The sequence below is a fragment of the Algoriphagus hitonicola genome (assembly GCF_900113375.1).
Classification (GTDB): Bacteria; Bacteroidota; Bacteroidia; order Cytophagales; family Cyclobacteriaceae; genus Algoriphagus; species Algoriphagus hitonicola.
In genome coordinates, this window is sequence record NZ_FOPC01000001.1 from 595429 (window position 1) to 610090 (window position 14662).

Annotated in this window: 13 protein-coding genes; 7 read left to right on the forward strand and 6 right to left on the reverse strand. The window is 43.4% G+C overall.

Translation table 11 applies throughout. The annotated features are described in order from the left end of the window. Positions 1-50: 50 nt before the first annotated feature. Positions 51-1355 carry an MFS transporter gene (locus tag BM043_RS02650; RefSeq protein WP_092788675.1) on the forward strand — a complete coding sequence of 435 codons (1305 nt, stop codon included), beginning with the start codon at positions 51-53 and terminating at the stop codon, positions 1353-1355. On the opposite strand, the gene menD is transcribed toward BM043_RS02650, so the two are convergent. From menD to BM043_RS02665, 3 genes are read right to left on the reverse strand one after another with little or no spacing between them, the layout of a single operon-like run. Continuing rightward, the gene (gene menD / locus BM043_RS02655) at positions 1352-3040 is read right to left on the reverse strand and encodes a 2-succinyl-5-enolpyruvyl-6-hydroxy-3-cyclohexene-1-carboxylic-acid synthase (RefSeq protein ID WP_092788744.1); all 1689 of its coding nucleotides are present in this window, start codon (positions 3038-3040) and stop codon (positions 1352-1354) included. The genes BM043_RS02650 and menD overlap by 4 nt on opposite strands. Beyond that, positions 3037-4248, reverse strand: a complete 1212-nt coding sequence (locus tag BM043_RS02660; RefSeq protein ID WP_092788676.1) for a chorismate-binding protein — start codon at positions 4246-4248, stop codon at positions 3037-3039. The genes menD and BM043_RS02660 overlap by 4 nt, the downstream gene beginning before the upstream one ends. Then, positions 4245-4667 carry a hotdog fold thioesterase gene (locus tag BM043_RS02665; protein ID WP_092788677.1) on the reverse strand — a complete coding sequence of 141 codons (423 nt, stop codon included), beginning with the start codon at positions 4665-4667 and terminating at the stop codon, positions 4245-4247. The genes BM043_RS02660 and BM043_RS02665 overlap by 4 nt, the downstream gene beginning before the upstream one ends. A 51-nt stretch (positions 4668-4718) precedes the next feature. Here BM043_RS02665 and BM043_RS02670 point away from each other — a divergent pair, with 51 nt between their 5' ends. Continuing rightward, complete coding sequence (locus BM043_RS02670) at positions 4719-5342, forward strand: histidine phosphatase family protein (protein ID WP_092788678.1); 624 nt, start codon at positions 4719-4721, stop codon at positions 5340-5342. Here the strand turns inward: BM043_RS02670 and BM043_RS02675 are convergent. The 3 genes from BM043_RS02675 to BM043_RS02685 all read right to left on the reverse strand — a co-directional run bounded on the left by BM043_RS02675 (position 5326) and on the right by BM043_RS02685 (position 7716). Continuing rightward, complete coding sequence (locus BM043_RS02675; protein ID WP_092788679.1) at positions 5326-5733, reverse strand: hypothetical protein; 408 nt, start codon at positions 5731-5733, stop codon at positions 5326-5328. The genes BM043_RS02670 and BM043_RS02675 overlap by 17 nt on opposite strands. A gap of 105 nt (positions 5734-5838) precedes the next feature. Beyond that, a complete protein-coding gene (locus BM043_RS02680; protein WP_092788680.1) occupies positions 5839-6612 on the reverse strand; it encodes a zinc ribbon domain-containing protein in 774 nt (257 codons plus the stop codon). 3 nt (positions 6613-6615) lie between these two features. Continuing rightward, on the reverse strand, positions 6616-7716 hold the full coding sequence (locus BM043_RS02685) for a Nif3-like dinuclear metal center hexameric protein (RefSeq protein WP_092788681.1): 1101 nt from the start codon (positions 7714-7716) through the stop codon (positions 6616-6618). A 41-nt stretch (positions 7717-7757) separates the two neighbouring features. On the opposite strand from BM043_RS02685, the gene lpxK reads away from it, so the two are divergent. The 5 genes from lpxK to BM043_RS02710 all read left to right on the forward strand — a co-directional run bounded on the left by lpxK (position 7758) and on the right by BM043_RS02710 (position 14600). Beyond that, on the forward strand, positions 7758-8819 hold the full coding sequence (gene lpxK, locus BM043_RS02690) for a tetraacyldisaccharide 4'-kinase (RefSeq protein ID WP_092788682.1): 1062 nt from the start codon (positions 7758-7760) through the stop codon (positions 8817-8819). After that, positions 8812-10761, forward strand: coding sequence for a putative porin (locus BM043_RS02695; protein ID WP_092788683.1), 1950 nt, complete (start codon positions 8812-8814; stop codon positions 10759-10761). The genes lpxK and BM043_RS02695 overlap by 8 nt, the downstream gene beginning before the upstream one ends. Before the next feature lie 38 nt (positions 10762-10799). Further along, positions 10800-11411 (forward strand): MiaE family protein, encoded by a 612-nt coding sequence (miaE, locus tag BM043_RS02700; protein ID WP_177188410.1) that lies wholly within the window; start codon positions 10800-10802, stop codon positions 11409-11411. A gap of 126 nt (positions 11412-11537) precedes the next feature. Further along, entirely contained in the window at positions 11538-12782 is a 1245-nt protein-coding gene (locus BM043_RS02705; protein ID WP_092788684.1) for an ABC transporter permease, read from the forward strand. Positions 12783-12908: 126 nt separating this feature from the next. Continuing rightward, positions 12909-14600, forward strand: a complete 1692-nt coding sequence (locus BM043_RS02710; protein WP_092788685.1) for a GMC oxidoreductase — start codon at positions 12909-12911, stop codon at positions 14598-14600. The last annotated feature ends 62 nt before the right edge of the window (positions 14601-14662 follow it).

Here is a 14662-nt window from a genome sequence, read left to right on the forward strand (position 1 = left end):
AGTGAAACATTTTTTTGATTCTTATCTTTTGAATACAAAGATGTTTTTTGATGGATCAGCAGATTACAGAGAAAGTTTACGATTTTATCACGGATGAAGGGGAGGAACGAGCCTGCGAGGCAATTTCAGAAAAAGCCTGTCGGGAAGTGCCCGGCAATTTTTTAAAAAACGTATTCAGCGGTGGTTTCTCCAAATTGGCAAATCAGTTGGTTTCGCCAGGTACTACCTTGCCTTGGATATTTTCAGCTTTGAGCGTGCCCCCGGCTTTGGTTGGCGCTTTGGTTCCAATCAAAGATGCCGGTTCCCTTTTGCCCCAATTAGTTGTTTCTGCCAAAATCAGAGCATATTCCCGAAGAAAATGGTTTTGGGTAATTCCTTCTGCGGTTCAAGGAATTTGCCTGTTGGCTATGGCTTGGGTCGTGAAAACGCAGGAAGAACTCTGGGCGGGTATTTGGATTTTGGCTCTTTTGGCCTTATTCAGTATGGCGAGTGGTGTGGCAAGCATCAGCTTCAAAGACGTTTTGGCCAAGACGATTGAAAAAGGAAAGCGAGGTCAATTATTGGCTTATCGAAGCACGCTTGGAGGAATTTTCACCATTTTGGCAGGTGTTTTTCTCTTTTTGCAGCAATCCGAAAAGTCAGAAGATATCAATTACCTGTTTTGGTTAGTGATGGCAGGAGGGGCTTGTTGGCTTATTTCTGCGGGATTTTTCTCGGGAATTGATGAACAACCCGGAGCAATAGAAGGAGGGCGCTCACCTATTACAGAATTGAAGCAGGGTAAACAGCTTTGGAAAGAAAATGCCAACTTAAGGAGATTTATAATTACCCGAGGTCTGCTTATGTCCATTCCACTTGCTCAACCGTTTTTTGTTGTTATTGCGCAGCGGGAATTGGGAGATGAAGTCAAAAATCTTGGTTTTCTAGTCTTGGTAGCAGGAGTAGGGGCAGTTTTATCTTCTCCTTTTTGGGGAAAGTTTGCGGATAATTCCTCTCGGAAAATGATGCGAATCGTGGCTATTTTGGGAATAGGGTCTATCCTAATGATGTTTTCGTTTCCCTTGTGGCCGGATAGCATGCAGAGTATTTATTCCTTTGCCGCCATCTTTTTGGTTCATGTGGTGATTTATGGAGGTGCGAGATTAAGCCGAAAGACCTATTTAGTGGATTTTGCACCAAAAGATGAGCGACCGCTTTATGTTTCACTTTCCAATACCATGATTGGGATTTTTACATTGATGGCTGCAGCACTTGGAGGAGTATCTTCCTTGATCGGTTCAGATGGGATGTTACTAGTTTTTGGAGGATTGTTGGCCATTTCTGCGGTTTTGGCCACGAAACTGAAGGAAGTTTAGACTTCAGAAATCAACTTATTGATTTTCTTTTTGACATCCTTCAGGATTTGCAGATTGGATGCACTCTCTGAAAAGATTTCCAGAATTTTTGGATGGATACTTGAGGAATAAAATTTTTCCAATGCTGTCCGCAATTCTTCCTTGGATTCCGCTTTGGAATACTCAAATCCAAACTCAGCAGCTAAACTCTTTGCGTTTAGTGACTGTTTGGTTTCAAAAAACTCCTCCAATTCAGGTTGGCTGGCAGGACCTTCTATGATCCGGAATATTCCTCCTGCATGATTGTTTAAAATAATAACCCGAAGATTATTCATGGGGTAATTGTGCCAAAAGGCATTCCGATCGTAGAAAAATGCCATATCACCGGTGATCAGGCTGACAGGTTCCTTGGTCGTGAAGGTGCAGCCTACTGCCGTACTTGTTGATCCGTCGATTCCACTTGTTCCGCGATTGCAGCAAATTTCCTGGGTTCTTTTTCCTAAAAAATTCACGTAGCGAACGGCCATGGAATTGGCAAGGTGAATTTTGGATAAAGTCGGGATTTTTTTCAATACCAGATGAAGGGCAGCGTATTCTCCAAATCCCACCTGATCCATCACTTCTGGAAGCGCTGTGCCTACTTTTTCCTCTAAGCGATTCCATTGTCGAGCAAATTCAAAGGATTGGACAGGTAAATTTTTAGAAAGCCAATTCAAAAAACCTGAAGGGGTACAGGCCAAAATCCGGGTGAGATGCTGATAGGTGTCTTTTGACTGTCCATCAGGTTGAATATGCCAATGGGAAATCTCCTGCTTTCGGAGGAATTGCTTTAGCGACTTGGAAATCACAGATTTTCCAAATGAAATGACCAAGTCTGGTGCTAACTCTGCCTGAAGTTGCTCATTTCCTAACCAATGATCATGAAGAGAAATACTGTTTTTCCCCTGTATATTGGAAATCGTATCAGCTACTACCACGACATGTTGCTTTTTGATCAGGTCATCCAACAAGCCTTGAATCTGAGAATCAGGTTTTTGCTGTCCGGGGACGATCATGAGTCGCTTTACATTGAGCAGCCGATTTTTGATGTGCTCAAGGCTATCTGGGCTCAGTTCAGTATGACTATGAACGGCAGTGAATTCGCGCGGGGAATCCGGGAACTCAAATTTTTCTTCGGAAGATGGATAGAATGGCTCTCGTAATGGAATATTGATATGTACCGGACCGGCGGGAAATTGCTGGGCCAAATTGATGGCTTCATTGGCTATTCGGGCGGCATGCCATACTTTGTCGGGATTGGAGAAATCATCCGGGAATTGGAAGCTTTTTTTGACATGCTTGCCGTAGACTTCTTGCTGGTAAATCGTCTGTCCATCCCACTGATCGATCCATTCCGGAGGCCTGTCCGCAGTCAAGATCAATAAGGGGATTTGTTGGAAAAACGCTTCGGCAACCGCAGGGTAATAATTTAGCGCAGCTGACCCGGAAGTGCAGACCAGTGCAACGGGTTTTTCCAATTGCTGGGCCATGCCTAAGGCTATAAAAGCCGCTGATCGCTCGTCAGAGATCGTTCGGGCATGGATATCAGGATGCCTCACGAAGGCTAAAGTCAGGGGTGCGCATCGAGAACCGGGAGAGAGAATGGCGTGCTCAATGCCTTTTTTGGCACAGATGGCCACTAGGTCGATAATGGGTTGGATAATCAAGATAGCTGGGGTTGAAAAAATTTTCCGATAATCCGGCATTTTAGTTCAGTCTCTTCCCATTCCTTTTCTGGGTCGGAATCTTCTGTGACTCCAGCTCCGGCATAAAGCGTGATTTCGTTTTCGCCAAATGATGCGGTGCGAAGATTTACGTAAATGGAGGTGCTGCCCTGAACATTCACCGGACCGAGAAATCCTGCAAAGAAGCTCCGGTCAAAATCCTCGTGATCCTTTAAAAAATCATGCGCTTCTTTTCGCGGCATACCACAGACGGCCGAGGTAGGATGAAGGAGATCAAGCATAACCGAGCCCAATTGGGGGAAATTGGTTTCCTTCATATTCACCCTAAAATCCGATCTCAGGTGCAATAGATCTCCAGCCATCACTGTTTTGGGGCCATGCTCTTCATATTCGCGAAGGCGGATTTTTTTAAAGCAATCCACAATGTATCGACTGACGAGGGCCTGTTCCTCGATTTCCTTTTGAGTCCATGCGGCCGATTTTAGTGGATTATCACCTTGAGCTTTTTGGGTGCCGGCGAGCGACATGGTATAAAATTCATCTCCTTTGGTTTCGATCAAAATCTCCGGACTTGCACCCAACCAAGTACCTATTTCCGGAATATGAAAAAAATTAACAAAGGAATTGGGGTAGGAGAATAGGAGTTCCCAGATGCTTTGGACCAGGTCAAAGTTTTCTGAGATTGTAATGGTTTTGGTGCGGGCAGGGACGACTTTTTCCAAATAGCCCGCTTTGATGGATTGAATACTTTTTTCTACCAATTCGATGAAATGCGATTTGGATTCGCCTAAATTTTGTTTTTCTTTATTGGAGAAAGAATGGATATTTTTTCGATTAAAAAAATCGGAAATCTTAGGGTTTGGATCGGGATTAACTTTTACCCATTCAGGGAAATCAATTTCCTGAACTTCTTGATTTAGGTTCAAGCTAAAATAGCTGCACGCTTTAATAAAAAAGGCCTGCTTGTTTTCTTGGTCTTCAAAAGGATGCACGATAAAACCTGCGGGAAGTTCCTCGATTCCCATGCCCACTTTACGCGTCACTTCTTCAGAATCCAAGACGAGTTCCAGCACTTTGGATTTCGGTTTTCGCCATAGTGCAAATGATTTTCCAGAGGAAAATGCCGCATTCAAAAGTATCTGAATCGCGTCTTTGGTAGCGATCCGTTGAGAGACTAGAGATTCAATCATTTTTTTTCCAAAATAGCCAGGGTAATTCTGCTAATGCAGCAGAGTTGACCGGCTTCATTTCTGATTTTAATTTCCCAGACTTGGGTGCTTTTGCCGATGTGAATAGGACTTGTTTTGCCGATTACTTGCCCCTCGCGGACTGATTTCAGATGGTTGGCGTTGATTTCCAAGCCTACACATACATGAGTGTTGAGATCTATGGTCAGCGAAGCGGCAATAGAACCCAGAGTCTCTGCAAGCACCACATTAGCTCCTCCGTGTAACAAGCCCATGGGTTGTTTGGTTCGATGATCTACGGGCATTGTAGCCTCTATAAAATCCTCTCCGATTGCAGTAAATTCGATTCCTAGATGGCCAACCATAGTCAGATTTCTGATGTTGTTTAGTTGAGCTAATTCAGGCTTTGTTCGAAATACCATGGATTCTGAGTGGATTTGTTTTTCTTTGGGCTTTGGACAAAAATAAAGAAAATGAATCGAAAAAAAATATATTTAGTCAGACACGGGCAGACGGATTTCAACCTTCGTGGTGTGGTGCAGGGGAGTGGTATTGATGCTCCGATCAACGATCGGGGTAGAGCTCAGGCCAAAGCATTTTTTGCGGCATATCAGGATGTTGCATTTGATCAGATTTACCATACGACTCTGATCCGAACCCGTCAGTCTATCGAGGGATTTATCGAAAAAGGAATCCCAACCACTGCTTTGTCCGAATTAAATGAAATCTCCTGGGGAGACTATGAGGGTACCCCGATGACTCCTGAGGAAAACGAATATTATCGACATATGCTTCATCAATGGCAGCAAGGGAATCTGGATTATGCGATTGCCGGAGGGGAAAATCCCAATCAAGTGGCAAAAAGATTGGCCAAAGGCATAAAAAAAATACTCACTGGTCCAGGCGAGAAAATTTTAGTTTGTATGCATGGAAGAGCCATGCGGATATTTTTGAGTTTGATCTTTAATTATGATCTCCGCTATATGGATCAATTCGAACATAGAAACCTATGTCTGTATTTATTGGAGCAGCTTTCGGATGGGACTTTTGTTTTGAAAAAAGGAAACGATCTAGCTCACCTCAAGGAATTGACTTAAACAATGCCCCTGACTTTTTTGATTTTTTGGAATCGTAGGTTTTGACGATCAAATCCAATTCCCGTTCGTTTTGGGTCATATCAAAAAGCCTAAAAGCCAGTTCCTGCAGCTGAATATTTTTTTTGGTGCCTGTATCGATTAGAAATTGGCCCAAAAAACATTCGTCAAAGTCGCAGGAGGGGATTTCGATTAGCAAGGCGAGTTCTGAATTTCCCGAATAGGATCGGGTAGAAAAAGAAGAAAATTGTGCTTCTATGCTTTTCAGATTTGTCTTACTTGCCTTTAATTCTTTGGATTTGAATAAAACCAAAAAAGTTTTGGTTTCAGGTCTAGCTTCAGCCGCTGATCCGATTGCAAAGATGAATATGAAGAGTAAGATTAACTTTCTCATAGCGTCCAATATACATAAATAATCTACGGAGAAGCAAGAAAGTTTGGATTAAAAAAGAAAAACCCCGGAACTAAAGCTCCGGGGTTTGTATGGATTTAAAATGCCTTAAGCGGATCTTGATGTTCTTTTTTTCTTTGGAGTTGGCTCCTCCTCAATCTCGTCTTCGACACCTGCTAGGATTCTTCCGCAGTGTTCACATACGATGAGTTTTTTCTTTTCTCGAATATCTGCCTGTCTCTGGGGTGGGACGGTATTGAAGCATCCACCGCAAGCCCCTCTTTTGACCATCACTACAGCCAATCCGTTTTTGGCATTTTCACGAATTTTGGCGTAGGATTTTAAGAGGCGATCTTCGATTTTTTTAACCGCCTTTTCGCGCTCGGTATTGAGTTTTGCTTCTTCGTTTTCACTTTCTGCCACGATGGTAGAAAGTTCGTCCTTTTTCTGATCCAGATCTTTTTGACGATCCTTCATGATCTCGGAGAGTTCATTTAGGTCGTGCTTTTTCTGATCAATTTTGAGACCTGCCTCAGCAATTTTTTTCTTTGCTACTTGGATTTCAAGGTCCTGAAGTTCAAGTTCTTTGGTGATGGCATCGTACTCCCGATTGTTTCGGACATTCATCTGCTGCTCCTGATATTTCTTAATCAGTTTTTCAGATTCTTTGATGCTTTCTTTTAGGGCCTTGATACTATCCTCAAAAGATTCGATTTCGCTGTTGAATTTCTGTAGGCGGGTTTCGTAGCCGGCTATTTCATCTTCAAGATCCTGAACTTCTTCAGGAAGCGCCCCCCTCACTTTTAGGATGGCGTCGAGTTTTGAATCTATAAGTTGAAGGTTGTGAATTGCCTCTAGTCTTTGTGCTACTGTACTTTCCATGTACTATCGATAGGATGTGGGATTGGTAACTACTTTTGTCAAATAGAGTGCAATATTAGGAAAATTTTGTGACAATAGTTCGCCCAATAATTCTTTTGTATAAATTTCACTTTCATAATGTCCGATATCACAAAGGATTAATTGACCTTCCGCATCGAAAAACTCATGGTATTTTACATCGGATGTAATAAAGACATCCGCTTTTGCCCGTTTGGCGTCTCCCAATAAAAATATACCGGCCCCACCGCATAGGGCGATTTTTTTTATTTTTCTATCAAAAATAGCGGTGTGTTTGACAATCTGCAGATTCATGCGCTCTTTGAGATAATCCAAAAAGTCTGCCGCTTCCATGCTTTCGACCAATTCTCCGACCATACCTGCACCGACTTCTTGATTCTCATTTTCAAGATTGCTCAGGTAATAGGCCACCTCTTCATAGGGATGTGCTTTTTTCATGGCCTTCACAATTTTTGAGCTTAGAAAAGCAGGTAAAATTACCTCCGCCCTTACTTCCGCCTCAAATTGAGGGACTCCCACTTCTCCGCAAAAAGGCTTTGCTCCCTCTGCCGGGGTAAAGGTCCCCATTCCGTCAAGTTGGAATGAGCAGTTTTTATAATCACCGATTTGACCCGCCCCAGCTTCAAATACAGCATCCAAGACTTCGTTTTTATGGTCCTTTGGAACAAAAAACACCAGCTTTTGAAGGATCTGATTTTTAGGTTTCAGGATTTTGGTCTGGGATAAACCCAGTCGATTGGCAATTCTTTTGTTTACTCCATGGGCTACATGGTCGAGATTGGTGTGAATGGCAAAGATCGCAATGTCGTTTTTAATGGCTTTGATGACGGTGCGCTCGACATAGTTTCGACCGGTGAGGCTTTTCAATCCTTTAAAAACAATCGGATGATGGGCAACAATCAAATTGGCACCGAGCGATATCGCTTCCTCAACGACTGCTTCTGTGCAGTCCAGCGTGCACAGGATTCCTTTGAGGTCTTGAGAGGGATTACCGGTAATCAAGGTGGCATTGTCATAAGACTCCTGATAGGCTGGAGGAGCTGTTTGCTCAAGAAAGGAAATCACTTCATGAATCTTATATCCCATAATTTTTTGGTTTATTTGGTCAAAAATACAAATTCTTAGGAATGCATCGGTTGGCTTTTATTTTATTCCCATTTGCCCTGATCTTTGATTTGATTACCCGAATTCGAAACTATCTGTATGATCGGGGATATCTGAAAAGTCAGCTTTCAGCGATTCCTGCGATTTTGGTTGGGAATCTACGGGTAGGCGGCACAGGCAAGACCCCGATGGTCGAATATTTGATTCGCCAGTACCATTCATCCTACCGGACTGCTACGCTTTCACGGGGTTATGGACGCAAAACCAAGGGATTTATCAAGGCCGGAAAGGTGTCTTTCCCAGAAGGAATTGGAGATGAACCTTACCAGATTTATCAAAAATTCGGAAATAAGTTGCAGGTTTTTGTAGGGGAAGACCGAAGGGCAGCTATCGAGCAAATCATGGACGAAGTACAGCCTCCTGAGCTCCTACTACTTGATGATGCCTTTCAGCATCGCTCGGTCAAAACCCATTTAAATATATTGTTGACTACTTATCAGGCTCCGTTTTATGAAGATTTCTTGCTGCCCATGGGAAGGTTAAGAGAATCCCGGTCCGGAGCCAATCGAGCCGATGTAATCATAGTTTCCAAATGTCCATCGAGGATCTCTGAGGAAGAAAAAAATACGATCAAAAGAAAAATCGGATCCTATATCTATCTGGGCCAGCCTATTTTATTTTCGTGTATTGGCTATGGGAAACCAGAAACCTGGGGGAGAAAGGCGGAATTTTCTGGTCAGGTGGTCTTGATGACGGGAATCGCTCAGGTCGATGCTTTAGAATCATTTGTGAAAGCTAACTATACGCTCCTGGAAAGTATGCGATTGGATGACCATCATCAGTATAAGGAGAGCGATTTTGAGAAATTGGGTCTTGTTTTGGCAAAACATGCCCGGGCCAATCCCGTTGTGTTAACAACCGAAAAAGATGCGGTAAAAGTTAAATCCTTTTATCCCGAAGGATTTATCAGAGAAATTCCGATTTTTGTCATCCCAATTCAGGTGGAATTTTCCACCGAAGATGCCAAAACATTAAATCAAATCATCCAACAAAAAGTCTTAAAAAAGGACCATTTCGGTGAATAAATCTCTTTTTGGAATTGCCCTATTTTTGCTTTTGCTGAGTACCTCTGAGCTCTTGGCTCAGCGACCTATTCCCCAGCGGGGCAGACAGGTCCAAAACCCCAATACCCGGGTACAGAGGGAAGCCCTGCAAGAAGGGGAAGGCGAGGAGGAATTAGAGGGTAGACGGACCCTGCTGGATGATAGTACCAAAATGGTCTTTGGCCCAAATACGGCACTCTTTTATTTTGAAAAGGATATCAAAAGAAACAGTTTGACACTATTTCCCCAGGATACGCTGCTGGATAATTATCACAATTACGATCCCGTGGCTAAAAGTGGCTGGAAATATCAGGATCTGGGAAATATCGGGAGTGCGGCAAAGCCGGTGTTCTATCAAGTTCCCGAGCTGATCGGGACGAGCTCAGGCTTTCATGCCTATGATATTTACTATCGAAAGCCGGAAGAAAGAAGGTATTTCGACACCAAATCTCCCTTTACCAGTATGTCTGCTTTTTTTGGGGGAGGCAGTAGAAATATGCTGGATATCGAGTTTGCTCGGAATGTCAATCCCCGATGGAATATTGGCTTTGAACTGCATACAGTCAGGGCTCGAAAAACCCTCAATCCGAACCGCAGGGATGATAATATGGTGGATCAGACTTCTTACTCATTGCACACCAATTACCGGTCGGAAAATGGGCGGTATTGGATTTTGGCCAACTTTTCTCGAATGCGGCATATTGTCAATGAAATCGGTGGGATCATTCCCCCTGAGGTAGATTCGACTTCTGTATATTTCACTTATGAAGATGCCAAAGTATGGCTGCGAAATTCCCAAGCCCGGGACCTTCGGCAAGATTATCATTTCTATCATGAATACAAGGTTCGCGACGGCCTGCAGCTCTATCATATTTTTGACCGAAAAAATCAGGATTTAACCTTTGAAGCTAATCTGAATTCTTCGGATTCGTTATTTTTTCCACCTCCAATTATCAACTCCGATACTACTCGCAACTTCAATGATTTTGCAGAATGGAGAAATGAATTTGGATTTAAAGGAACCTTCGGAGGATTTTATTACAACGCATTTGGGCGACTGCGAAATGGCCGTCTTCGAAATCCGAATGCGGAGGAAAATTTCGTCTTTAATGAAGTTTATTTGGGCGGGGAACTGATCGGTCAGCTGTCAGAGAAGTGGTCAATCCAAGCAGATGGGGAATACCTGCTTCCGGGAGCGTTTCGGATACATGGCTTATTTCAATCTCCCTGGTTGGATGTAGATTATACCAAAGCGCTTTATAAGCCGACTGCCATGCAGCAGCTGTATGCGGGCAATCATTTCCAATGGGAGAATGATTTTGATAATATCGGGGTGGATCAAGTCAAAGGGACAATCAAAGTGGATCTGGAGCGAGTCAGGTTAAGGCCTTCATTGACGCTTAACCGAATTAATAATTACATCTTTTTTGGCTTGGATCGGGAAGTTCAGCAGTCCGGCTCTGAGGCTTTTATGGTCATGCCGGGATTGGAAGCCAATGTGCGAATCGGAAAAAAATTCCGTTGGGACGCAGAAGTGATTTATACCTCACTGGGGGGTAATGGTTCCGATGCCTTTCGGATTCCTACTTGGTATGGAAACACGAAGTTTTACTTTGATAGTCCGGCTTTTGATGAAAATATCTTTGTGCAACTAGGCGTAGACCTTAGGTTTAGGTCCAGCTTTTTTGCGGAAGCTTATTTTCCTTCGCATCAGCAATTTCATTTGCAAAATGACTTCGACGTGTTTGCTTATCCGGTGGCGGACTTTTTCCTTAATTTCAGAATCAACCGAACTCGCGTTTTGCTGAAATACAATCATTTTAACGCAGGATTTATGGCTCAAGACGGATATTTTGTGACTCCGGATTACACCGGCTACAAATCGTTTCTGGACTTGGGGATCACTTGGTATTTATTTGACTAAAGCTATTCTTACGAAAAATCAGAAAAACTTATTTTCCTATGAGTTGGCAAGAAAGCACCAAAGAAAAAATGCTCAATCTTAAACTGCCCACAGATCCTCGCTGGGTAGGAATCGCAGAAATGCAAATCGAGGATATCCTCGTGGATCACGCCTACTGTGAACAAAAAGCGGCATCCTCATGCATTAGTTTGATTTTGAGATTTCATGATTTGGTCGAGTTGGTCGATACCTTAACGCCGATTGTAGCTGAGGAGTGGGGCCATTTTGAGCGGGTGATGGAGCAATTGCGCAAGCGAAATATGAAATTTAAGGAACCTCGAAAAGATGAATACGTTGCCAAACTCTACGGATTTGTCAAAAAAGGAGGAAACCGAAAGCAGCAATTAACGGAAGTGTTGCTCCTCAATGCGCTGATTGAAGCACGAAGTTGTGAGCGATTTAAATTGCTGTCCAAGCAGATCAGAGACGAGGAGCTTCAGCGATTTTATTACGAATTGATGATCTCCGAGGCGGGACATTATGTGACCTTTATCGAGCTTGCCAAGAAGTATCAGGATGAAAATTTGGTCAATCAGCGCTGGCAGGAGTGGCTCGATTACGAAGCTCAGGTCCTGAAGAATATGGAGATTCGGGGTGACCGAATGCATTGACTACTAAAATTAACCGATTTTAATTGGAGATTCTTAGGTTTCACCAATCAGTAATCCCTCAAATTAAGTATACTAGAAGCTTATTAATTGCAAATTTTTAAAAATCTGTTCTAATCCGAACAAATTATGAATCTGATCGAAAATGTCCGTGAGGCCCTGAAATCTGTTCAGGTCAATATTTTAAGAACCATTCTGACCGGAGCGATCATTGCAATCGGGATTTCTTCCTTGGTTGGGATGCTTACAGCAATCGACGGGATCAAAGCCCAAATTGCGGAAAGCTTCTCCGGACTGGGTGCCAATTCTTTTGACGTGAGGAATCGGGGATTTAGTGGCGGTCGGGCGATTCAGGATGGGAAGTCGGAGAAATCCTATCCCAAATTGACTTATCGGGAAGTTCAGGAATTCAAGCGCGAATATTCGGCTATCGGGCAGGCAACCGTGTTTGTTCCTGTTTCCGGTTCGGTAGAAGTGAAGAGAGGATCCAAGACTACTAATCCTAATGTTCGGATACGAGGAGGAGATGAAAATTACCTCAGCATCAAGGCTATGGAAATCGAGCAAGGGAGAAATTTTTCTAATCTTGAGGTTCGCTATGGAAACAACGTATGTATCATTGGGCAAGAATTAAAGAACACCTTGTTCGAATCCAATCAAAACCCGATTAACGAGAAAATCACCTTTTTTGGAAGACCGTATACCATTATCGGGATTTTGGAAAAGCAGGGAGCCGTAGGCAATGATCAAGGGGCAGATCGACAAATCATCATCCCCGTTGAAAATGCGTCAAGACTAGATAAAAGGGGCGTTTTTAACTATACCGTTACAGCTATTGCCTCGTCACCGGAGCGGGTGGAGTATGAAATGGGACAGGCTGTCGGAATGATGCGCAAAATCAGACAGGACAATGTGACTCAGGAGGACTCCTTTGAGTTGACCAAAAGTAGATCGGTAGCCGAAAGTCTGGAAGAGGTCGCTGGATATCTGCGAATTGGTGGTTTTGGAATTGGTTTTATTACGCTTTTGGGCGCCTCCATCGGATTGATGAATATCATGCTGGTATCGGTCACAGAGCGAACCCGGGAGATTGGAGTCCGTAAGGCACTAGGAGCCACACCACTTCGAATCCGTCAGCAATTTTTGATGGAAGCCATCATGATCTGTATTCTCGGGGGAATCGTTGGGATGATTCTTGGAATAGCTCTTGGGAATGTGATTGCAAATTTGATCGGGCCAGGGGGATTTTTGGTGCCTTGGCTGTGGATGATACTGGCCTTCGTGATTTGTGTCGTGGTGGGTTTGCTTTCCGGTTATTTTCCAGCATATAAGGCTAGCAAACTGGATCCGATCGAATCTTTGAGGTATGAGTAAAAATTCATTTCCTCTTTAATTCCAACGGTATTCAGTAAATTCATTAGTCAAGATCGTTTTGGTTTTTGTAGGAGACTATTTTAAAATTTTTATAAAAGTCTGATTAGAATCGATTATTTTTCGATAATGAAGCGAAATGAATTTGATGCTATTGTAGTTGGTTCTGGGATCTCAGGAGGCTGGGCTGCCAAAGAATTTTGTGAAAAGGGATTGAAAACCCTCGTGCTGGAGCGGGGGAGAGATGTGCAGCATCTCAAAGATTATCCTACGATGACCTCCCATCCCTGGGAAATGCCACACCGAAATCAAATTCCTCTTCAGGATAAAAAAGCAAATCCCGTCGTCAACCGATGTTATGCCTACAAGGAGGATACCGAACATTTTTTTGTAAAAGATACCGAACATCCATATGTGCAGGATAAGCCATTTGATTGGGTTCGGGGCTATCAAGTCGGGGGGAAATCACTGATTTGGGCGAGACAAACGCAGCGCTGGAGCAAGTATGATTTTGAAGGGCCCGCTCGGGATGGTTTTGCGGTGGACTGGCCGATCAGATATGAAGACATTGAACCTTGGTACAACTATGTGGAGAAATTCGTAGGGATCAGCGGGAGTTACGAAGGACTGGATACCTTGCCTGATGGGGAGTTTCTCAAAGCATGGGAAATGAACTGTGTGGAAAAAGAAATTCGAGATCGAGTCAATGCCCATTATCAGGATCGAAAATTTATAATTGGTCGCTGTGCACATTTGACCGAGCCCAAAGAAGAGCACCTTGCTCAGGGTAGGGGACAATGCATGGCCCGTAATCAATGCTATCGGGGTTGTCCCTTTGGGGCTTATTTCAGTAGCAATTCTTCCACACTTCCTTGGGCGGCACAAACTGGGAATCTGACTATCCGGCCGGATTCGGTGGTTCATTCGGTGATTTGGGATGAGGAAAAAGGAAAGGCAACCGGAGTAAGGGTAATCGATCGAATCACTCAGGAAGCCATGGAATATTTTGCTCCCGTGATTTTTATCAATGCTTCGGCACTAAATACCAATTTGATCCTTTTAAACAGTCAATCCCGACGTTTTCCGGCAGGTTTGGGAAATGATCATGGGGTTTTGGGTAAATACATTGCCTTTCATAATTATCGAGGGACTTTAGGTGGTGTTTTTGAGGGATTTGAAGATAAGCAGCAATTTGGCCGAAGACCTACTGCTGTCATGATGCCCAATTTCCGAAATGTCAAACAGCAGGAAATGGATTTTTTGAGGGGTTATATGACTTTTTATTCTGCTGGAAGAGAAGGCTGGGGAGGAAAGCTGGATGTGCCATTTGGGGCTGAATTTAAAGAGGCCAATAGCAAGCAAGGCCCTTGGCACGTGTTTATGATGATGCAGGGCGAAACCATCCCCAAAGAAAGCAATCAGGTGAGTTTGGATGCTGATCTGAAAGATGAATGGGGAATTCCTTTGCTGAGAGTAAATGTGGATTATGATCAAAATGATGAGAAAGTTCTCAAAGACTTTTTCGAGCAAGGGGAAGAAATGCTGACCATCGGCGGGGCAAAAAATATCTATAAATCCGACAGTAAGCAGGCTCCCGGTCTTGATATTCACGAGATGGGAGGAGTCAGGATGGGTAAAGACCCCTTAACTTCCCTTCTCAATGCTTTTAATCAGATGCATCTGGCGCCCAATGTATTTGTCACGGATGGAGCCTGTATGACTTCCACCGGCACTCAAAATCCATCGATCACCTACATGGCCTTGACTGCGAGAGCGGTGGATTATGCAGTAAGGGAGTTGAAAAAGGGTAATATTAAGTAATCCAACCTTTTGTGAGCTTTTTGACCACAGGAATAAAATTCAAGTATTTCTGTGGTTTTTTT

Excerpts from the sequence above, each read along its gene's own strand:
- BM043_RS02660 (WP_092788676.1), bottom strand. The coding sequence starts at position 4,248 with ATGATTGAATCTCTAGTCTCTCAACGGATCGCTACCAAAGACGCGATT.
- BM043_RS02675 (WP_092788679.1), bottom strand. The coding sequence starts at position 5,733 with ATGAGAAAGTTAATCTTACTCTTCATATTCATCTTTGCAATCGGATCA.
- lpxK (WP_092788682.1), top strand. The coding sequence starts at position 7,758 with ATGCATCGGTTGGCTTTTATTTTATTCCCATTTGCCCTGATCTTTGAT.
- miaE (WP_177188410.1), top strand. The coding sequence starts at position 10,800 with ATGAGTTGGCAAGAAAGCACCAAAGAAAAAATGCTCAATCTTAAACTG.
- BM043_RS02670 (WP_092788678.1), top strand. The coding sequence starts at position 4,719 with ATGAATCGAAAAAAAATATATTTAGTCAGACACGGGCAGACGGATTTC.
- BM043_RS02680 (WP_092788680.1), bottom strand. The coding sequence starts at position 6,612 with ATGGAAAGTACAGTAGCACAAAGACTAGAGGCAATTCACAACCTTCAA.
- BM043_RS02665 (WP_092788677.1), bottom strand. The coding sequence starts at position 4,667 with ATGGTATTTCGAACAAAGCCTGAATTAGCTCAACTAAACAACATCAGA.
- BM043_RS02650 (WP_092788675.1), top strand. The coding sequence starts at position 51 with ATGGATCAGCAGATTACAGAGAAAGTTTACGATTTTATCACGGATGAA.
- BM043_RS02705 (WP_092788684.1), top strand. The coding sequence starts at position 11,538 with ATGAATCTGATCGAAAATGTCCGTGAGGCCCTGAAATCTGTTCAGGTC.
- BM043_RS02685 (WP_092788681.1), bottom strand. The coding sequence starts at position 7,716 with ATGGGATATAAGATTCATGAAGTGATTTCCTTTCTTGAGCAAACAGCT.
- BM043_RS02710 (WP_092788685.1), top strand. The coding sequence starts at position 12,909 with ATGAAGCGAAATGAATTTGATGCTATTGTAGTTGGTTCTGGGATCTCA.